This is a genomic window from Sphingomonas sp. GW822-FHT03G08 (assembly GCF_058801135.1).
The window spans coordinates 474,748-493,422 of the sequence record NZ_JBXAMZ010000001.1; the positions used below are offsets into that span (position 1 = coordinate 474,748).

Genomic DNA, 18,675 nt, shown 5'->3' on the forward strand with positions numbered 1-18,675 from the left:
TGCTTCCTAGTCGGTCGTTCCGGGGCGCGTAAGGACATAGACGATCTGCGCGCCGACGGGGTCTCCGGGCGGATAGCCCTGGTGGTGGAAATCGAGATCGGGCCTGCGGGTCATGCCCAGGCGCTTCATCAGGCCCCAGCTCGCCTGGTTCTCGATCGTGGTCCAGGCCCCGATTGCCCGGGCATCGAGGTTGGCCCAGCCCCAGGCGATGCTTGCCTCGATCGCCTCGCGGGCATAGCCCCTGCCCCAATGCGGCTCCGCGATCCGCCAGCCGATCTCCGGCATGCCGGCGACCAGCGCACCCGGGGGATAGTCCGATGCGATGCGGATGCCGCAGCTGCCGATCAGCTCGCCGGTGTCGCGCAATTCGGTCGCCCAGTAGCAATGGCCGAAATGGGCATAGTCATTAAGCCGACGCGCGAACATCGCGTCCATCTTCGCCACGGGCTGGATCCCGCCCAGATACCGCATCATCGGCCCGGTATTGAAAATCGCATCGAACGCCGGGCGCTCCTCCGGCCTCCAGGGCCGCAGGCGGAGACGTTCGGTCTCGATCATGCCGGGCGGTCGATCGCGTAGACGATCATCGCGCCGAAGGGGTCTTCCGGCGCGAAATCGGGATGCCGGAAGTCGAGATCGGCGCGCCGCCGCATGCCGAGCCGCTCCATCAGGCCCCAGCTGCGCGTGTTGCCGATCACCGTCCAGGCGGCGATGCGCGGGCGGTCGGTATTGGCCCAGCCCCAGGCGATGCTCGCCTCGGCCGCCTCGCGGGCGATGCCCTGCCCCCAGAATTTCTCGCCGATCCGCCAGCCGATCTCGAGCTCGTCCGATACCGGCGTGTTCGGATGGCCACCGATGCGGACGCCGCAGACCCCCGCCATCTCGCCGGTCTCGCGGATCTCGACCAGCCACATGCAATGGCCGTGGCGGGCCTGCTGGTCGATCATCTTGTCGATGATCGCGTCGTGCTTGGCCTGGGGCACCGGGCCGCCGAAATGCTCCATCATCGCCGGGGTATTGGCGAGGGCATGGAACACCGGCTTGTCGGCCTCGACCCAGGGGCGGAGGCGCAGGCGGGCGGTCTCGATCACCGGGCGAGCAGCTTCGCCGCCAGCGGCGCATGATAGGTGAGCACGCCCGAGCAGCCGGCCCGGCGGAAGGCCATCAGCGTCTCGAGCACCAGCGCCTCGCGCTCGCCGGCGCCCGCTGCCGCCGCGGCCTCGATCATAGCATACTCGCCGCTCACCTGATAGGCGAAGACCGGCACCTGGAACTCGCTCTTCACCCGCAGGATGATGTCGAGATAGGGCAGGCCCGGCTTGACCATCACGCTGTCGGCGCCCTCGGCGATGTCGAGCGCGACTTCGCGCAGCGCTTCCTCGGCATTGGCCGGGTCCATCTGATAGGTCTTCTTGTCGCCCTTGAGCAGCCCGCGCGAGCCGACCGCGTCGCGGAACGGGCCATAGAAAGCCGAGGCATATTTGGCGGCATAGGCCATGATCTGGACGTTGACGTGCCCGTTCGCCTCCAGCGCCGCGCGGATCGCGCCGACACGGCCGTCCATCATGTCCGACGGGGCGACGATGTCCGCCCCCGCCTCGGCCTGGACCAGCGCCTGGTCGACCAGCACCGCGCTGGTCTCGTCGTTGAGGACATAGCCATTGGCGTCGACGATGCCGTCATGGCCGTGGGCGGTATAGGGATCGAGCGCGACATCGGTGAGCACGCCGATATCGGGCACCGCGTCCTTGATCGTCTTGATCGCCCGGCACATCAGATTGTCGGGGTTGAGCGCCTCGCGCCCGTCATCGGTACGCAGTTCGCGCGGCGTATTGGGGAACAGCGCCAGGCAGGGAATGCCGAGGTCGCGCGCCTCGCGAGCGCGGTCGGCAATGCCGTTCAGCCCCCAGCGCGAGACGCCGGGCAGCGAGGCGATCGGCTCCTCCCCTTCCCCTTCTGTGACGAAGAGCGGCCAGATCAGGTTGGCCGGGGTTAGGACGGTCTCGGCATGCATCCGGCGGCTCCATTCGGAGGCGCGGGTGCGGCGGAGGCGAAGCGCGGGATACTGACTCATGCTGGGGCTGATGCGCCCTCAGCAATTGGGTTGCAAGCGTCCGGCGGGTTCGGTGGTCGCCAGCGTCTCTTCCTCGACCTTTTCGGGCTCGGGCGGCACCACCAGCACCTGCGATCGCCAGCCGCCGTACCGGTAATAGAGCGAGGCGAACAGCAGCGAGAAGGCCGATCCGATCGGGAAGGAAAGCCATAGCGCATCGGTGCCGAACCAGCGCTGGCCGAAGAACGCGAAGCCGAAGCGGATCGGGAACAGGGTGAACGCCAGGATGACCAGCGGCGGCACGGTGGCGCCATTGGCACGCACGGTGGAGAACAGCACCATCGTCGCGCCGAACATCAGGAAGGTCCAGCTGGCGAGAAGCTGGATATGGCGGGCGATCGGGATGGCCGGACTCTCGGAACCGACGAACAGCGCCATTACCGGGCGATCGAACAGGATGATCGCGACGATCACGATCAGCGTGACGATCGTGTTGAAGATCAGCCCCGAACGGGTGATCGCGCCGACCCGATCCCATTTGCCCGCGCCGATATTCTGGGCGGCCATGCCCGATACCGCGACGCCGATCGCCATCGCGGGCATCTGGATATAGGTCCAGAGCTGTTGCGAGACGCCATATGCCGCGGCGGTATCGACGCCGAGCCGGTTGACCAGCCCGACCATGGTGAGGCCGGCGGTGGACATCACCAGCATCTGCGCCCCCATCGGCAGGCCCTTGGCGACGATCGTGCGGACCAGCGCGCCTTCGGGGATCAGGTAGCGCAACTCGGGTCCGCGCAGCCGCACCGGCAGGTCGCGCCAATAGACATAGGCGAGCAGGCCAAGGCTCGAGACGATCCCGGCGATCAGCGTGGCGGTGGCCGAGCCGGCGATGCCCATGCGCGGGAACGGCCCGATCCCGTCGATCAGCAGCGGGTTGAGCCCTGCATCGATGATCACGCTCAGCACCATGAACCACAGCGGCGTGACCGAGTCGCCGGTGCCGCGCAGGCTCATCTGGATCAGCACGCCGAGCATCGAGAACGGCAGGCCGAGGAAGATCACCCGCAGATAGGCCAGTGCCATCTGCTGCGCCTCGCCCGGCGTGGCGAGCAGGCGGAGGATCTGAGGAGCGAAGACCCAGCCGATGATGGCGATCAGGCAGGCGCCGCCCATCACCAGCCCGATCGCGGAACCGAAGGCGCGGCGGGCGGCCTCTACGTCGCGGCGGCCCATCGACTGGCCGATCAGGATCGTCGCGGCCATGCCGAAGCCGAACACGGCCGAGAACATCAGGAACATGATGATATTGGCATTGGCCGTCGCGGCCAGCGCCTGCTCGCCGAGGAAGCGGCCGACCCAGATCGTGTTGATCGAGCCGTTGAGCGACTGGAGGATGTTCGAGCCGAGCGTCGGTAGCGCGAACAGCAGCAAGGTGCGGCCGATCGGGCCCTGGGTCAGGTCGTGTCTGGGAGGAGGGCCGGCCATGATGCTCGCTTCGGTTGGGCGGGAAGAGAAACTACCCGCCTGCCCTTCACCAGCATTGGCCGGCGTTCAGGTCAAGCTACCCGAGTGCGTCGGCGACGCGTGGCCCACAGGCCGATCGCACCCAGTGCGAACAGGCCGACCGCCTCACCCGGGATCGGGCTAGGGCCGCCACCGCCGGGGGTGCCGGTGCTGGGCGGGTTATAGGTGCCGGTATAGGTGCCGAGATGGAACTCGCCATTCTGGGTCAGGCTGCCGAACACCGCCGAACCCTGGATGTAGTTGCCCGTGGTCGCCGCTGCCGTGGGCGCGAGGACCGAGCCGCCCCATGCGGTACTGGCGTTCAGCGTGGTGGCGTCGGGGAAGTTCCAGATGACATGCTCGCCCAGCCCCTGGGTGCCGCCGAGGAAATTGTCGTTCAGGTTGACGTTTCCGCCGCTGACATTGACGATCGCGGTGTCCGCGCCGTTCAGGTTGAACTGGATCTCGCCGATCTTGTCGAGATCGGCCGCGCTGATGTTGAACACCGCAACCCCATCCGCATTCGGCGTGGCGTTGAAGGTGCCGCGATTGCCGGCAATCACCAGGTTGCTGTTCGCGTCGAGGCCGCCGAGCGTCTTGGACAGGTCGGTCAGGCTCGAGCTGAGCAGGCTGCCCTGCTGCTTGAGGTTTACCGAGAAGCTGGGATCGCTCGCCGCAAGTCCCGACTGCACCGTGTTCTGGTTGACGTTGGTGTTGGCGATCGTGCCGCCGACCTTCACCGTCTGCGCCGCGCCGTTCAGGTTGAAGCCGCTGTTGACGTTGCCGCCGATCACCGCGCCCGAACCGTTGTTGAGGTTCTTGGTCGATCCGTTGACGTCGCCGACCACGGTGAGGCCGGGAATGCCGAGCGGGCTCGGGGTTGGATTCGCGATCTGATAATTGGAAGAATTGCCGTTGAGGTTGCCGCCGACAAAGGTACGCCCCTCGACTTCCGACGAGGAGGTCAGGTCGCCGAGCACCACCAGGTTCCAGGTCCGCAGCGCATCGAGCCCGGCGACGGACTGGGCGGAAGCGGGTGCAGCGGCGAACAGCGCCACGGCAGCAACGCCGGCGGACATCAGGAAGCGGCTCATGGAGAACTCCGAGGGGTTACGACTCGAAGTTGGTTAAAGACGCTGCACCGCAGCAGGGAAATTGCGAAGCTTGGTTAACGGCGTCCCGTATCGGGAGCAGCAACGAAACGACACCGTCGCCCCGGTCCCAAACATCGTCATCCCCGCGTAGGCGGGGATGACGAATTAGAGGTTAACCGAGACGAGCCAGCGCCGCGCTCAGCCGTTCGGCCTCAGCAACCTTCTCGGCATGGTCGGCGCGGGCCTTCTCGACTGCCTCGGGCTTGGCCTTCTCAACGAAGCTGGGGTTGTTCAGGCGACCGGCAAGCCCGTCCCGCTCCTTCTCCGCCGCTGCGATCGCCTTGGCGAGGCGGGTCTTCTCGGCTTCGATGTCGATTATGCCTTCGAGCGGGATAACAAACGTCGCTTCATCGACGACGATCTGAAGAGCGCCACCGGCTGGAGCTTCCTGATCATGAACATCCTGCAAGCGAGCAAGCTTGCGCAGCGCCGTGTAGAAGATGTTGATCCGGCGCTTCGTGTCTTTGTTACTGCCGCGCAGGTAGGCCGTGAGCATGACGCCCGGCGCAATACCCAGCTCGTTCTTGGCGCCGCGCACCTTGCTGGTCAAATCGATCAACCAATCGATATCGGCTGCGGCAGCTGGATCGATGCTGACAGCGTCAACGCGAGGCCAATCGGAAACAATCAGGTTCCGCTCGCGCGCCCCCATCGCCTGCCATAGCTCTTCCGTGATGAACGGCATGAACGGGTGGAGCATGACCAGAATCTGGTCGAATGCCCAGCCGGCAACCGCGCGCGTCTCGTTACCCATTTCCGGATAGACCTGAGCGTCTTCGTTCAGCACCGGCTTGATCAGCTCAAGATACCAGTCGCAGAAACGGCTCCAGGCGAACTGATAAATGGTATTCGCCGCTTCATCGAAGCGAAGGTCTGCCAATGCGAGATCGATCGCCTGAACGGTCGCCACCGTCTCAGCGATAATCCAGCGGTTTACTGCCAGCTTTGCCGTAGGCGGCTCAAGATTTTCCGACGCCGAGATGCCGTTCGACTGGGCGAAGCGTGCGGCGTTCCACAGCTTGGTCGCGAAGTTGCGATAGCCCTCGATCCGCTTCTCATCCATCTTGATGTCGCGGCCCTGGCTTTCCATTGCCGCCATGAAGAAGCGCAGCGCATCGGCGCCGTAATTGTCGATCAGCCCGAGCGGATTGACGACATTGCCCTTCGACTTGGACATCTTCTGCCCGTCCGCCGCGCGGACCAGGCCGTGCAGGTACAGGGTCCTGAAGGGCACCGCCTTCATGAACTGCAAGCCCTGCATCATCATGCGGGCATCCCAGAAGAACAGGATGTCGAAGCCCGAGATCAGTACGTCATTGGGATAGCGCCCGCCGAGCGTGGGATCGGGGTTCTCCGGCCAGCCCATCGTCGCGAAGGGCCAGAGCGCCGACGAGAACCAGGTGTCGAGCACGTCCGGATCGCGGCTAATTTTGATATTATCGCGATTCTTGGGACCGAGCGGAACGCTAGTCTGGTCCGCCGCCAGTTCAGTTACGGCATCGACATCAACGCCGTAATAGGCTGCAAACTCAGCGCGGGCTTCTTCGGCCGTGTTGGCCACAACGATATGACTCTCCGCCCAGTTGTGTGGGGGATTCGCGTCGATGCCTTCGTACGAGGCATCCTCGTAAGCCTGCTTATTGTGACCAAACCAGGCCGGGATCTGGTGGCCCCACCAGAGCTGGCGCGAGACGCACCAAGGCTGGATGTTCTCCATCCAGTTGAAATAGGTCTTTTCCCAGCTCTTCGGCACGATCTTGGTCGCGCCCGAGCGGACCGCCTCGATCGCGGGCTTGGCCAGCGTCGCGGCATCGACATACCATTGATCGGTCAGCCAGGGCTCGATCACGTCGCCCGAGCGATCACCGAACGGCGTCGCGATCGTGCGCGGTTCGGCGTCATGCTCCTCGCCGTCCTTGTCGACATGCGGGATCAGGAAGCCTTCTTCCTTCAGCCGCGCGACCACCAGCTTGCGCGCCTCGAACCGGTCGATGCCGAGCAGGTCGTCGGGGATCAGCCCGTCGGACGTCTGGGTGATGCGGGCCTTGGCATCGAGCATGTTGAGCATGTCGCGCGCCTCGATCCCGGCGCGGCGGCCGACCTCGAAGTCGTTGAAGTCATGCCCCGGCGTGATCTTGACCGCGCCCGAGCCGAGCTCCGGATCGGCATGCTCGTCGGTGACGATCGGGATCAGGCGACCGGTGATCGGCAGGCGGACCTGCTTGCCGACCAGCGCGGCGTAGCGCTCGTCGGTCGGGTGCACGGCCACCGCCATGTCGGCCAGCATCGTCTCGGGGCGCGTGGTCGCGACCTCGATGAAACCCGATCCGTCGGCGAGCGGGTATTTCAGGTGCCAGAAGCTGCCCTTGACGTCCTTCGTCTCGACCTCGAGGTCGCTGATCGCGGTGCCGAGGCCCGGGTCCCAATTCACCAGGCGCTTGTCGCGGTAAAGCAGCTTCTGCTTGTGCAACTCGACGAACACCTTGAGGACGGCCTTGGAGAAGCCCTCGTCCATGGTGAAGCGCTCGTTCGCCCAGTCCATCGAGCAGCCGAGCCGGCGGAGCTGCTGCGTGATCTCGCCGCCGCTCTCTTCCTTCCACTCCCAGACCTTGGCGACGAATTCTTCGCGCGTGAAGTCGGTGCGCTTCTGCTGCTTGAGGTTCATCTGGCGCTCGACGACCATCTGGGTCGCGATGCCGGCATGGTCGGTGCCGACCACCCAGCGCGCGTCCTTGCCCTTCAGCCGGGCATGGCGGACCAGGATGTCCTGCAGCGTATTGTCGAGCGCATGGCCGATATGCAGGCTGCCGGTCACGTTGGGCGGCGGGTTGACCAGCGTCCAGGGATCGGCGCCATCCCGCTCGGGGCGGAACAGGCCATTGGCTTCCCAGTGCTGGTACCAGCGGGATTCGAGTTCGGCGGGGTCGAAGGTCTTGGGGAGTTCGCTCATGATCGAGCGGCTTTAGCGGCGAGCCGGGCCCCGGGTCGATACAAAACTCGCGGATGATGCAGGTTGTTGATACAAATGCGTAACGACCGAGCCGAGGAGGGAGGCGATGATGCGTCTGGAAATGACCGTGCTGGTGTGGAGCTGCCTGTTGGCGCTGGTGCACATCTTCGGGGCCGCGCAGGTGAAGACCCGGCAATATGGCACCAAATGGAACATGGGCGCCCGTGACGAGGAATTGCCGCCCCCCGCCCCGATCGTCGGGCGGATGAGCCGCGCCCAGGCCAATTTCTTCGAGACCTTCCCGCTGGCGATCATCGCGGTCGTCGCGCTGAGCATCACCGGAACCCAGACCTTCTGGACCCAGCTCGGCGCCCTGCTCTGGCTGGGCGGGCGGATCATCTACCTGCCGCTCTACGCCGCCGGCGTGCCGGTGCTGCGGACGATCGTGTTCCTGGTCAGCCTGGCCGGCATCCTGATGATGCTGTGGCCGTCGCTGGCGCTCGGCATCGGCGCGAACACGATCCTGGGCTAGCTTCCCCGCGCTAGAGCGCGAGGTCGATGTCGACGATGGCGCGGTCGGCCAGCGCGTTCGGTCCCCAGACCGGCGAATGGACGATCGTGCCGTCGGCTTTGGTCCAGGACAGGCGCACGCTGATCGGAACGCCCGGCGTCACGACATAGCCGCCGCTCGCCGGGAAGCGGCTGCGGTCGCGCAGCAGCCATTTCGCGAAGCCGGTGAGCGGTCTGGCGCCGGTGATCTGGCCGGCGATCATCCAGTTGGTGGCGCCGCCCTCCCCCGCCGTGCCGATCTCGACGTCCACCGGACCGCTGGCGTCGATGCGGCGATGCTCCACCGCGATCCAGGCATCCAGCGGCTGCGGCACCGGGTTGCGCTCGGCAACCGGATCGACGGGGCGGATGCCCAGGTTGCGCAGCAGGCGGTTCACCCCCGCGCTGCCGCCCGCGAGCACCAGCGATTCGATGAGCCGGCAGAGGAAATGCGCATCGGCACCGCCGGTGTCATAGCCATAGTTCGCGAACAGCTCGATCAGCAGCACCGACTGGAAGCCGAAGGTCACCGCCAGCGCGAACAGGCAGGAAAGGATCGGCTTGATGTTCCGCCCGTTGAAGAAGGCCGCGACGAAGCCGAGGTTGAAGAACCATGCCAGGGCGGATTCTAGGATCGCCGCGAGCACGAACAGCACGATCAGCGCCTTGCCCGATTCGGTGATCACCTGCGGCGCTTCCGGATCACCTGCATCGGCGCCGGGCTGGTTCGCCTGGGGTGGAATGGCGGCTTGCGGCGCGGCCGCATCCACCGGCGCGGCTGTTTCATTGGCGACGAATACGCCGTCCTGCTCGTTGGCGACAAGGACACCGTCCTGCGCCAGCGCCGGCCCGACGACCAGATTGGTGGAAAGCAGGAACAGAATGGCGAGCAGGCTGCGCATCAGGTGTCTCCCCCAAAGACAAGGGGGATCAACGACCCGATACGCAGCCTGCTAGCTAACGGACTTCAAGCCATTTCCGAGCGAATTACTGCGCGGTCTTGCCGGTATACTGGTCCAGCCAGCCGAGCACATTGCCATACCATTGCATCGAGTTCTTCGGCTTGAGCACCCAGTGGTTCTCGTCCGGGAACACCAGCAGCTTGGACGGTATCTCGCGGCGCTGGAGCGCCGTGAACGCGGCCAGGCCCTGGGTATAGGGGATGCGGAAGTCCTTCTCGCTGGTGATCACCAGCTGCGGGGTCTTCCACTTGTCGACATGATTGACCGGGTTCCACTTCTCGAACGCGGCGGGGTCCTCGAAATAGGCCTTGCCGCCATGTTCCCACTCGTCGAACCACAGTTCCTCGGTCTCATAGGCCATGGCGCGGGCGTCGAACACGCCGTCATGCTGGACGATGCACTTGAACCGGTCGGGCCACTGTCCCTCGATCCAGTTCATCATGTAGCCGCCATAGGAGGCGCCGAGCGCGCAGGCATTGTCGGCATCGAGATACGCGAACTTGTCCGTCGCGGCCTTGAGGCCCTTTTGCAGGTCCTCGAGCGGCCAGCCGCCCCAATTGTTGCGGATCGCGTCGGTGAAGGCCTGGCCGTAGCCGGTCGAGCCGTGGAAATCGACCGCGACCACCGCATAGCCGGCGCCGGCGAACACCGCCGGGTTCCAGCGATAGGACCAGCTGTTGTTGCTCGAACCCTGCGGACCGCCATGGACGATGAAGGCGATCGGTGCCTTCTTGCCCTCGGCCAGGCTGGCGGGCTTCACCGAATAGCCCCAGACGGTGTCGTTGTTGGCGCCGGCGAAGCTGAACCGCTCGACCTTGGGCAGATCGACGCCGGCAAGCTTCTCGGCGTTGACCGAAGTCAGCCGCGTGCTGGCCTTGCCCTTGAGCGCGTAGAAATCGTCGGGCGCGGTCAGGCTGTTCATCGAATAGACCACGCCGCCCTTGGTCGGCACGATCGCCGAGACATTGCCGAGCTGGGTGAGCCGGGTGGCCTTGCCGGTCTTCGGATCGACCGACCAGATCGGATTCTCCTGCGTATCCTCGGCGGTGACGTAGATCATCTTCGAATCCGGTGCCCAGGCGATCGAGCCGACCGAACGATCCCAGGCCTGGGTCAGCGCCTTCACTTCGCCGGTGGCGAGGTTGCGCAGCTGGAGCACCTGGCGATCGGCCTCATAGGTTGCCCGCGCCATCGAGAAATAGGCGAGCCACTTGCCGTCCGGCGAAACGGTCGGGAGATTGTCCATCCCCTCATTCGCCTTGGTCAGGTTGACCGGCGCCGAGCTGCCGTCGGCGGGCGCCGCGAAGATGTCGAGATTGGTCGACTTGGACTCGATCCGCCCCGCCTCGCGCAGCGCGAAATAGACGGTCTTGCCGTCCGCGCTCCACGACACTTCCTCGCCCCCGCCAAAGGGCTTGGAAGGCGTGTCGCCGATCAAGCTGCCGACGATCGGGGTGCCGTTGCCGGTGGCGCCGTTCGGGCCGAAGGGCAGCACGAACAGCTGCGAGCGCTCGCCGTTCGACCATGTATCCCAGTGGCGCACGAACAGCTGGTCATAGGTGCGGCCCGAGCCGGCATTGGGGTCCTTCTTGACCATCGCCGGCTCGAGGCTGGGCGCGCCGGGTTTGCGATCGGCCCAGACGAGCAGCTTCGAGCCGTCGGGCGAAACCTTGAACCCGCTGAACCCGCCCGGGATATGGGTGAGCTGGGTCGCGGTGCCGCCGGTGATGGCGACGCCCCACACGGCATCGTCGCCGCCCTTGTCCGACTGGAACCACACGGTCTTGCCGTCGGCCGAGAATTGCGGGCTGGTCTCGTTGACATCCGCTTCCGCCACGAGCTTCTCGGGCTTGGCGCCCTTCACCGTCAGGTCGAGGCGCCACAGGTCGTAGCGCCCCTTGTTGGCGGCGAGATCGGTCTCGCGCTGCTGCCAGACGAGCCAGTGGCCGTCGGGCGACACCGCCGGCGCGCCGACGCGCGACAGGGTGGCGACGTCCTGGATGGTGAGGTCACGCGCCAGCGCGGGCGCGGTGGTGGCGGCGAGCGTAACGCTCGCGAGCAGGATGTGCTTCATGGCCACGAGGATAGCCGGAAGGTTGCGGGCGTTACAATCGGCCAGCACCATCAAACCAGCCATTTTCGTCATCCCGGCGAAAGCCGGGATCTCGTGCGGCTCTTTTCCACAATCGCCTAAGATCCCGGCTTTCGCCGGGATGACGGATTAGTCGTGGGATTGGAAAACAGCCCGTTACCGCCCGGTGATTCGCGAGATTTCCTTCGCGACCATGTCTTCCACCAGACGCGGCAGGTTGGCATCGAGCCAATCGCTCAGCATCGGCTTGAGCATCGAGCGGACCATGCCCTCCAGCGTGTCCGAGCCGGTCACTTCCGGCTTCACCACCATGCGCGACAGCGCTTCGAGCGGGCCGCGAGTCGCCTGTGCGGCGCTCTCCGACACGATCGGTTCGGCGGGCTGCTCGACCGGTGCTGCGGCGGCGGGCGCGACAACCTTCTTGGCGGGAGCTTCGGGCTGCGTGGGTGAACCCATCGACATCGGCGTCGGCGTCTCCAGACTGTCGTCTTCGACCGGTTGGCTCAGCTCAAGTATCTCGTCAACCGTGGCGGACTTGTCCGCCACCGCCGTCGTCGCGCGACCGGCACGACGCGTACGCGTCGCGATGGCAGCATCGCCTTCCTCGGCGATGATGCGCTTGATGGAGGAAAGGATCTCCTCCATCGACGGTTCGCTACTGATGTCCCCCATCAACCGGCTACTCCTGCAAGCCCCGGGGTGGGGTAATCACGGCTTTTTACGGTTAATGTCAACAGGCCGTGTGGTGTCGGTGCGCTGGAGCACCGGGTCGAGCGACGTGCCGCTGACATCCGGCGTCTGCACCGGCGTCTGGTTGGTGCGGGTGCCCACCGTCTGCGGCTCGGGATCGTCGTTGCGGTCCGACCAGCGATTCTTCACGCGCTTGTAGTTGATCTCGGGGTCGTAGAGCGGCCCGCCGTCAAGGTTAAGGTCGCGTGCCTCGGCCCGGCCCATCGCCGCCAGCAGCTGGAAGCCGGCCACATAGGCGTCGCGCTCCGCCGTGACATAATTGACCTGGCTGTTGAGCAGTTCCTGCTCCGCGTTCAGGATGTCGAGGATCGTGCGGGTGCCGACGCTGTTCTCGGCGCGGACGCCCTCGAGGCTGAGTTTGTTGGCATCGACCGCGACGCGGGTCGATTCGATCACCCGCAGCGAGGACTGGTAGTTCGCATAGGCCGAGCGGACCTGGGCGATCACGCCGCGCTCGGTGAGCGTGACGGTTTCCATCGCCGCGGCACGGCGCGCCTGGGCCTGACGGACCTGCGCGGCCGGGCGGCCGCCCTGGAAGATCGGCAGCGTCACCTGCGCGCCGACGCTGTTCGCGATGCCGTTGGCGTTGATGCCGTTCGCGGCGTGCAGCTGGTCGCTCAGCGAGCCAAGATAATTATAATAGTTGCTGCTCGCGGTCAGCGCGACCTGGGGCGAGCGCGTCGCCCTGGCGGCACGCACGTCGAACGCGGTGGCATCGCGCTGCTTCTGCGCCGCCTCGAGGTCCGGATTGCTCGCGATCGCGGCCTGTTCGGCATCCTGCACGTCGCCCGGCAGGTTCGGCAGCGCCGGCGGCTGGGCGAGCACGCCCGGAGGCGCGCCGATGATGCGGATATAGTTTTCGCGCGAACCGATCAGCCCGGCTTCGGCGGTGCGGAGCTGGCTCTGGGCAAGCGCGAGGCGGGCTTCCGACTGGGCGACGTCGGTGCGGGTCAGGTCGCCGACTTCGAACCGGTCGCGAGTCGCCTGGAGGTTAACCTCCAGCACATGGACGTTCTGCTGGTTGAGGCGAACGATCGCCTCGAAGCGCAGCACATCGACATAGGACGTCACCGCATCGGTGAAGAGCTGGGCTTCCGAACCGCGCAGGCTGGCCTGGCCGGCATCGACGCGGGTTTCGGCCGCGCGCACCGAGTTGCGCACGGCGCCGCCCGAATAGACCGGCACCGAGACGCTGAGGCCGGCGCGGCCCTGGCGGGTCGGCCCGGCGAACGGACCTGAAAGCGCGTCGCTGTCATAGATGCTGTCGGTGACCGACGCGGTGCCGTTCAGGCCCGGACGGCCCGCGGCTCGTGCGATCGGGACATTCTCGTCGTTCGCGCGCTGGGTGGCGCGGTCCGACTGGAGGCCCGGATTGGTGTTGTACGCCTGAACCAGTGCATCGCGCAGCGTCGTCGTCGGTTGCGCGGCCTCGGCCGGCGCCGCAGTGCCGACTTCGACGCGTACGGGCGTGCTGGTGCCCGAACGCGTCGTCGTGGTCTGCGCGGCAGCAGGCACGGCAATCGCAACAAGGCTGACGCCCAGGAACAGAGAGGAAATTCGCATGAGCCTCTTCTTCAGATCAGAATTTAAAGGTTCGTAGGCGTTCGAAACCAGGAAGCACTGCACATTCGATGTCGGCGAAGTCGGTGAGGCCGAAGCCCCCCTCGGTCCGCTGACCGGTGGCGAGACGGGTGACGCCCCGATCCACGATACCGGTGACCACGCGGCCATCGGGCTTGAGCTGGTCGAGCAGCGCGGCGGGAAGCTCCTCGACCGCGCCATCGACCACCAGAAGATCATATGGGCCTTCCGAGGCGTGGCCGGCGGCCAGCGGACCCTCGATCGGCTCGACATTGGCATAGCCGGCCAGCGCGGTGCGGGCGAGCGCGGCCAGGGCCGGCTCCTCCTCGACCGCGACCACCGACGTGGCGAGGTCGGCGAGCAGCGCGGCGGCATAGCCACCGGCGCCGCCGATCAGCAGCACCTTGTCGGTCGGGCGGACATTCGCGACTGTCAGCAGCCGGCCCGTCGCCAGCGGCAGGTTCTGGCTGCGGCCGCCGGGCAGCGGCAGCAGCGTGTCGCGATAGGCGATCGCGCGATTCTCTTCCGGCAGGAAGTCCTCGCGCGGAACGCGTGCCATCACCTCGACCACGCGAACATCATTGACCGCGTTGGTGCGCAGCTGGCTGGCGACCATCGCGTGGCGCATCACTTCGAAGCGGTTCGCCTCGGCAGGCGCGGTATCGACCGAAAGAGCCATCATCACTCCGGATATCTGGCACAACCGTATTAGTTGTGCAATACACTGTTTCTGTAGGCGGCTTGTATCCCCTTCATATGGCTTCGCCAAGCAATGCGCGCAGCTATTTTTGCACTGCAATGTTGACAGGACCGCAAGCACCTGCGCATTGCCGCCCCTCGCTCCGAGGCCCGATGGCGGAGTGGTGACGCAGAGGACTGCAAATCCTTGCACGCCGGTTCGATTCCGGCTCGGGCCTCCACTCTATTTCCCCACCATGGCGCGTCACCTTTTGGCTGTGCCGGTGTGGCTTTCCTGCAACTCATCTACGGATTCGCACGGCCCGTCGGCGACGTACCGACCCGCACGCGGAACAAATCACGATTCCGTGCCGTTGACCTCCCGATTATCGGGAGACGAGGCATGTACGATTTCGGCATCCGACACGCTCTTACCGGCTATCGTGTCGCGTATCGTCCGCAGCAGCAGAATTATTGTCCGGGCTGCGGGGGATCCCATTGGGTCATCGGCCGGCTGACCGCTGAATGCGCGTTCTGCGCGACGGCATTGCCGCTGATGGCGGGGGGCAGTTCCGGCAATGGTCTTATCCGTCGCCAGGGCGAGGCGGCGTTGGCCGCCTGAACCTCCCGCCTGCTCATGCGTTTCCGCGGGTCTGAACTCCGCGAACAGGAACGCTTATGACCGATGTTTCCGTTACCTCGCCCGTCGAGCGGATCGCGCGCGTGATCGCCGCCGAGATGCTGAGCCCCAATGGCGAGGCGTTCGAGGAACCGGTGGAACCGGTCGGGCTCATGGTCGAGCGGATCTGGCCGGTCGAGGTCGAGCGGGCGATGGCGATCCTGCGTACCCTGCGCGAGCCGACTCGCGAGATGGTCGCGGCCGGGCGCGAGGCGGGGGATGATCCGGCGTTGATCTGGAACGCGATGGTCCGCGCCGCGCTGGAACAGGCGGTGGAGACGGTGGAGACCGTGGCCGAACCCGCCTGAGGCTTGCAGCCCGGGCGCGAGCCGCTAATGCCTCCGGAATGACCGGCGCCCAGCTCACGCTTTACAATTCGCTCACCCGCAGTTTGGAATCCTTCCAGCCGCTCGACCCCGCGCAAGGCGTACGCGTCTATTCGTGCGGTCCCACGGTCTACAACTACGCCCATCTCGGCAATCTGCGCGCCTATGTCTTCACCGACACGCTCAGCCGGGTGCTGACCTGGAAGGGCTATCCCCTCACCCATGTCATCAACATCACAGATGTCGGCCACCTGACCAGCGACGCCGATGCCGGCGACGACAAGATGGAAGCTGCGGCCAAGGCCCAGGCGAAGAGCATCTGGGACATCGCCGCGCATTACACCGCAGCGTTCAAGCAGAACATCTCGGATCTCAACATCCGCCAGCCGAGCCGCTGGTCGGTGGCGACCGATCACATCGCCGAGATGATCGACTTCGCCGAGAAGATCGCGCCCGAGCATTGCTACGAGCTCGAGTCGGGCCTGTATTTCGACACGACCAGCGTGCCCGACTATGGCCGCCTTGCCGGCAACCAGGATGACGCAGCCGAAGGGCGGATCGATCCGGTGGCCGGCAAGCGTCATCCCCAGGACTTCGCGATCTGGCGCAAGTCGCCGCAGGGCGAGCAGCGCCAGATGGAATGGGACAGCCCCTGGGGCAAAGGCGCGCCGGGCTGGCACCTCGAATGCTCGGTGATGAGCATCAAATATCTGGGCGCTCCGTTCGACATCCATACCGGCGGCATCGATCACCGCGAGATCCACCACCCCAACGAGATCGCGCAGAACCAGGCGTTCTGCGGTTGCTCGGATACCGGCTCGCATTTCTGGATGCACAACAACTTCCTGGTCGACCGCCAGGGCAAGATGTCCAAGTCCAAGGGCGGCTTCACCACGCTGCAGTCGCTGATCGACGCGGGCGTGCATCCGCTCGCCTATCGCCTGATGTGCCTTTCGGCGCAGTACCGCAGCGAGCTGGAATTCTCGGCCGAGAACCTCGCCGCCGCCCTCACCCGCCTCAAGCGACTGGTGATGACGGTGAGCGCGCTCAAGGCGCGAGCCGAGGGAGACGGCACTGCCCCGGTCAACTGGCTGGAGCGGCTCGACGAGGCAGTGTCGGACGATCTCAACACGCCCAAGGCACTGCCCGCGCTCGACGAGATGCTTGCCGAGAAGAAGCTGTCGCCCGCCGATCGCCTCGCCGGCCTTGCTGCGTTCGATGCGGTGCTCGGCCTGCGCCTGCTCGAGCTGACCCGCGAGGAACTCCGCGTCCGCCCCGCCGGTGCGACGATCACCGCCGAGGAGATCGAGGATCGTCTGGTCGAGCGCAAGGAAGCCCGGCTGGTGAAGGATTTCCAGCGCTCGGACACGATCCGCGATGCGCTTGCGGCCGCCGGTATCGAGGTGATGGACGGCGATCCGCTCGGCTGGGACTGGAAGCCGGCGATTTAATCGCAGCGGGCAGGTTTCGCAGCGCCGGCGCCCGGCTTGGTCGATGCCGGCTGGGTTTCCGTCGCCATGGCTGCACGGGACAGGCGTCGTCCCTGTCCGGAGTTGCCCCGATGAAGCCCTACCCTGTCCTTGTCACGCTGCTCGTCGTCCCTGCCCTGTTCGCCGCCGCGACGGTCTGGGCCAATGGCGACGAACCAGAGCTCGCCGGCAGCTGGTCCCAGGCCTCGATCGGGCAGGAACTGGTGATCGCGCCGAAGTTCAAGCTGCAGCCGAGCATGACGCCCAACTACGGCACCAGCCTGGGCGGGACGGTCGGCACCGGCTCGTATACCAATACCACGATCGTCACCGAAGCGACGCCAATGCGTGTCGACCGCCGCATGAACCTGTCGATCCGCCCTGACGGCGGCTATAGCTGGCGCATCACCAAGGTGCAGCCGGAGGGCGCGCGTTGCGCCCGGACGATCGACCAGGTGAAGCAGGGGCGCGTATCGATCGCGGGCGGCAAGATCAGTTTCGCGACGAGCGGCGGCACCGAGACCTGGCGGAGCAGCTGCGGCAAGAGCGGCACTGGCGCCGTTGCGGCCATCACCGAGACCTATCGCTATTCGCTGGCCGCCGGCGTGCTCTCGGTTCGCGGTTCCGGTGGAGTGAACTGGCAGTTCCGCCGCAATTGACCCCTGGGTCAGCCCTGAAGCGTTGGCGGGCGCAGGCAGCGCCGATTTTGTCGCAGCGACGTTCCTTCTGGTGGCGGCAAATCACAAGGGCGGGGTGAACTTTCACCGCAGGGCCGTCCATGTCTCGATCGAACCACACCCGCCTCGCCGGCCTGTCCGCTTTTCTGGCTTTCCTCGTCGTCGCGCAGGGCAGTGCTCACGATGCGGCGCGAGCCGCGCCGCTCCCGATGCAGGACTGCGCGGCGGCGCTGCAGCAGGCGGCGGACGATATTTCGGCGCTGCCCTCCTCCACGCCTTCTGAGGTCAACGACCAGCTGCAGCTCGATTACGATGCGGCACAAGCGGCGACCAGTCCCGCCGCCTGCATGGCGATCGTCCTCCGCATGAACGAGGTCGTGCGGCGCTATCGCGTTACGGGCAGCGCGGACGGTGCAGGTGGTGCCGGACCGGGTGCACGAAGGTCCGGCCAGGGCAGCGACCGCGCAGCTGCGACGCCTGCGCCCTCCGCCGAGCAAATTGCCCGGGAAGATGTCGAGGAGCGGCGCCGCGAACGCCTCGAGCGGGCAACCCAGGACCAGAACGAAGACGTCAGCGCGGTCGCCGCCTATGGCGAGGCATTCGCTGCCTATCGCTTGGCGATCCACGCTGTCGCCAAGGCTGTGCAGCCGCAACCCGAGCTCGGAAGCGTGGATAAGCCGATAGCCGAGATTGGCGTGCTCATCGAGCGGATGGAGAACGACATCATCGTCAATGACAATGTCGATGCGCTCCACGCCAGGCTGGAGGATGCCTTCCGGCGGATCGACGAGCTGCGCAAGGCTGCCGATCGTGCCTCGGAGCGCTTCCGGGCGGCGAAGGCAGCCAAGGAGGCGGCGGAAAGCAATAAGCCTGGCGATGACCCTTTGCTGGGACCATTGGTTCCGCTGCGCTTCTACAAGAACTACAAAGTGTCGGAAGAGCGCTATCTCCAGGCCGCGCGCAGGCTCGCGCAAGCTGAATTCGCCGCCAAGCAGGCGCGCAACAAGATCGACCGCTGGATCCACTGGTACCAGCCGTTTCTCGACATGAAGCCCGGCTATAAGCAGGCCTATGACGCGGCCTATGCGCGGCATGCCGAGGAGCAGGAGAGTGTCAGGAACAAGTGCGACAATATTGCGCTCAGCGCCTGCGCCCAGCTGACCCGCACCACCAATGAGCGGCAGAAGCGCGAACTGGACGGCATCTTCAACAGCTATTTGATCCGGCAATAGGCCGTATCGGGCGGCCG

The 18,675-nt window shown here is 65.8% G+C and carries 17 protein-coding genes and 1 tRNA gene; 7 read left to right on the plus strand and 11 right to left on the minus strand.

The features are described 5' to 3' along the window. Nucleotides 1–6: 6 nt before the first annotated feature. The 6 genes from AC1RJ5_RS01985 to AC1RJ5_RS02010 all read right to left on the minus strand — a co-directional run bounded on the left by AC1RJ5_RS01985 (nt 7) and on the right by AC1RJ5_RS02010 (nt 7,663). A complete protein-coding gene (locus AC1RJ5_RS01985; protein WP_342250245.1) occupies nt 7–558 on the minus strand; it encodes a GNAT family N-acetyltransferase in 552 nt (183 codons plus the stop codon). Further along, the gene (locus tag AC1RJ5_RS01990; RefSeq protein WP_269575316.1) at nt 555–1,091 is read right to left on the minus strand and encodes a GNAT family N-acetyltransferase; all 537 of its coding nucleotides are present in this window, start codon (nt 1,089–1,091) and stop codon (nt 555–557) included. The genes AC1RJ5_RS01985 and AC1RJ5_RS01990 overlap by 4 nt, the downstream gene beginning before the upstream one ends. Then, nucleotides 1,088–2,074 (minus strand): porphobilinogen synthase, encoded by a 987-nt coding sequence (gene hemB / locus AC1RJ5_RS01995; protein WP_342250244.1) that lies wholly within the window; start codon nt 2,072–2,074, stop codon nt 1,088–1,090. Before hemB ends, AC1RJ5_RS01990 begins: the two co-directional genes overlap by 4 nt. Nucleotides 2,075–2,092: 18 nt before the next feature. After that, the gene (locus AC1RJ5_RS02000; RefSeq protein ID WP_269575314.1) at nt 2,093–3,541 is read right to left on the minus strand and encodes an MATE family efflux transporter; all 1,449 of its coding nucleotides are present in this window, start codon (nt 3,539–3,541) and stop codon (nt 2,093–2,095) included. Nucleotides 3,542–3,612: 71 nt separating this feature from the next. Then, nucleotides 3,613–4,653, minus strand: coding sequence for a choice-of-anchor A family protein (locus tag AC1RJ5_RS02005; RefSeq protein WP_342250242.1), 1,041 nt, complete (start codon nt 4,651–4,653; stop codon nt 3,613–3,615). Nucleotides 4,654–4,825: 172 nt separating this feature from the next. Continuing rightward, entirely contained in the window at nt 4,826–7,663 is a 2,838-nt protein-coding gene (locus tag AC1RJ5_RS02010; protein ID WP_493111426.1) for a valine--tRNA ligase, read from the minus strand. Between the two features lie 109 nt (nt 7,664–7,772). Here AC1RJ5_RS02010 and AC1RJ5_RS02015 point away from each other — a divergent pair, with 109 nt between their 5' ends. Then, a complete protein-coding gene (locus tag AC1RJ5_RS02015; RefSeq protein ID WP_493114610.1) occupies nt 7,773–8,195 on the plus strand; it encodes an MAPEG family protein in 423 nt (140 codons plus the stop codon). 10 nt (nt 8,196–8,205) lie between these two features. Here the strand turns inward: AC1RJ5_RS02015 and AC1RJ5_RS02020 are convergent, their stop codons facing one another. The 5 genes from AC1RJ5_RS02020 to AC1RJ5_RS02040 form a co-directional block, all read right to left on the minus strand. Beyond that, nucleotides 8,206–9,114, minus strand: a complete 909-nt coding sequence (locus AC1RJ5_RS02020; RefSeq protein ID WP_493111428.1) for a hypothetical protein — start codon at nt 9,112–9,114, stop codon at nt 8,206–8,208. 85 nt (nt 9,115–9,199) lie between these two features. Then, complete coding sequence (locus tag AC1RJ5_RS02025; RefSeq protein ID WP_493111430.1) at nt 9,200–11,248, minus strand: S9 family peptidase; 2,049 nt, start codon at nt 11,246–11,248, stop codon at nt 9,200–9,202. Between the two features lie 174 nt (nt 11,249–11,422). Beyond that, nucleotides 11,423–11,938, minus strand: a complete 516-nt coding sequence (locus AC1RJ5_RS02030) for a DUF2497 domain-containing protein (protein ID WP_493111432.1) — start codon at nt 11,936–11,938, stop codon at nt 11,423–11,425. 36 nt (nt 11,939–11,974) lie between these two features. Then, a complete protein-coding gene (locus AC1RJ5_RS02035; protein WP_269575308.1) occupies nt 11,975–13,579 on the minus strand; it encodes a TolC family outer membrane protein in 1,605 nt (534 codons plus the stop codon). Between the two features lie 16 nt (nt 13,580–13,595). Continuing rightward, nucleotides 13,596–14,279 carry a protein-L-isoaspartate O-methyltransferase family protein gene (locus AC1RJ5_RS02040; protein WP_269575307.1) on the minus strand — a complete coding sequence of 228 codons (684 nt, stop codon included), beginning with the start codon at nt 14,277–14,279 and terminating at the stop codon, nt 13,596–13,598. Between the two features lie 164 nt (nt 14,280–14,443). On the opposite strand from AC1RJ5_RS02040, the gene AC1RJ5_RS02045 reads away from it, so the two are divergent. The 6 genes from AC1RJ5_RS02045 (at nt 14,444) to AC1RJ5_RS02070 (ending at nt 18,658) form a co-directional block, all read left to right on the plus strand. Then, nucleotides 14,444–14,517: transfer RNA gene (locus AC1RJ5_RS02045), tRNA-Cys, on the plus strand. 161 nt (nt 14,518–14,678) lie between these two features. Next, nucleotides 14,679–14,897, plus strand: coding sequence for a hypothetical protein (locus tag AC1RJ5_RS02050; RefSeq protein WP_269575306.1), 219 nt, complete (start codon nt 14,679–14,681; stop codon nt 14,895–14,897). A 56-nt stretch (nt 14,898–14,953) separates the two neighbouring features. Beyond that, entirely contained in the window at nt 14,954–15,262 is a 309-nt protein-coding gene (locus AC1RJ5_RS02055; RefSeq protein ID WP_342250238.1) for a hypothetical protein, read from the plus strand. A 38-nt stretch (nt 15,263–15,300) separates the two neighbouring features. Then, nucleotides 15,301–16,731, plus strand: coding sequence for a cysteine--tRNA ligase (gene cysS, locus AC1RJ5_RS02060; protein WP_269575304.1), 1,431 nt, complete (start codon nt 15,301–15,303; stop codon nt 16,729–16,731). Between the two features lie 110 nt (nt 16,732–16,841). Next, the gene (locus AC1RJ5_RS02065; RefSeq protein WP_269575303.1) at nt 16,842–17,408 is read left to right on the plus strand and encodes a hypothetical protein; all 567 of its coding nucleotides are present in this window, start codon (nt 16,842–16,844) and stop codon (nt 17,406–17,408) included. A gap of 227 nt (nt 17,409–17,635) precedes the next feature. Further along, nucleotides 17,636–18,658, plus strand: coding sequence for a hypothetical protein (locus tag AC1RJ5_RS02070; RefSeq protein WP_493111436.1), 1,023 nt, complete (start codon nt 17,636–17,638; stop codon nt 18,656–18,658). Nucleotides 18,659–18,675: the final 17 nt, after the last annotated feature.

Coding starts and splice junctions, on each gene's coding strand:
- AC1RJ5_RS01985 (WP_342250245.1), bottom strand. CDS start 558: ATGATCGAGACCGAACGTCTCCGCCTGCGGCCCTGGAGGCCGGAGGAG.
- hemB (WP_342250244.1), bottom strand. CDS start 2,074: ATGAGTCAGTATCCCGCGCTTCGCCTCCGCCGCACCCGCGCCTCCGAA.
- AC1RJ5_RS02000 (WP_269575314.1), bottom strand. CDS start 3,541: ATGGCCGGCCCTCCTCCCAGACACGACCTGACCCAGGGCCCGATCGGC.
- AC1RJ5_RS02005 (WP_342250242.1), bottom strand. CDS start 4,653: ATGAGCCGCTTCCTGATGTCCGCCGGCGTTGCTGCCGTGGCGCTGTTC.
- AC1RJ5_RS02010 (WP_493111426.1), bottom strand. CDS start 7,663: ATGAGCGAACTCCCCAAGACCTTCGACCCCGCCGAACTCGAATCCCGC.
- AC1RJ5_RS02015 (WP_493114610.1), top strand. CDS start 7,773: ATGCGTCTGGAAATGACCGTGCTGGTGTGGAGCTGCCTGTTGGCGCTG.
- AC1RJ5_RS02020 (WP_493111428.1), bottom strand. CDS start 9,114: ATGCGCAGCCTGCTCGCCATTCTGTTCCTGCTTTCCACCAATCTGGTC.
- AC1RJ5_RS02025 (WP_493111430.1), bottom strand. CDS start 11,248: ATGAAGCACATCCTGCTCGCGAGCGTTACGCTCGCCGCCACCACCGCG.
- AC1RJ5_RS02030 (WP_493111432.1), bottom strand. CDS start 11,938: ATGGGGGACATCAGTAGCGAACCGTCGATGGAGGAGATCCTTTCCTCC.
- AC1RJ5_RS02035 (WP_269575308.1), bottom strand. CDS start 13,579: ATGCGAATTTCCTCTCTGTTCCTGGGCGTCAGCCTTGTTGCGATTGCC.
- AC1RJ5_RS02040 (WP_269575307.1), bottom strand. CDS start 14,279: ATGATGGCTCTTTCGGTCGATACCGCGCCTGCCGAGGCGAACCGCTTC.
- AC1RJ5_RS02050 (WP_269575306.1), top strand. CDS start 14,679: ATGTACGATTTCGGCATCCGACACGCTCTTACCGGCTATCGTGTCGCG.
- AC1RJ5_RS02055 (WP_342250238.1), top strand. CDS start 14,954: ATGACCGATGTTTCCGTTACCTCGCCCGTCGAGCGGATCGCGCGCGTG.
- cysS (WP_269575304.1), top strand. CDS start 15,301: ATGACCGGCGCCCAGCTCACGCTTTACAATTCGCTCACCCGCAGTTTG.
- AC1RJ5_RS02065 (WP_269575303.1), top strand. CDS start 16,842: ATGAAGCCCTACCCTGTCCTTGTCACGCTGCTCGTCGTCCCTGCCCTG.
- AC1RJ5_RS02070 (WP_493111436.1), top strand. CDS start 17,636: ATGCAGGACTGCGCGGCGGCGCTGCAGCAGGCGGCGGACGATATTTCG.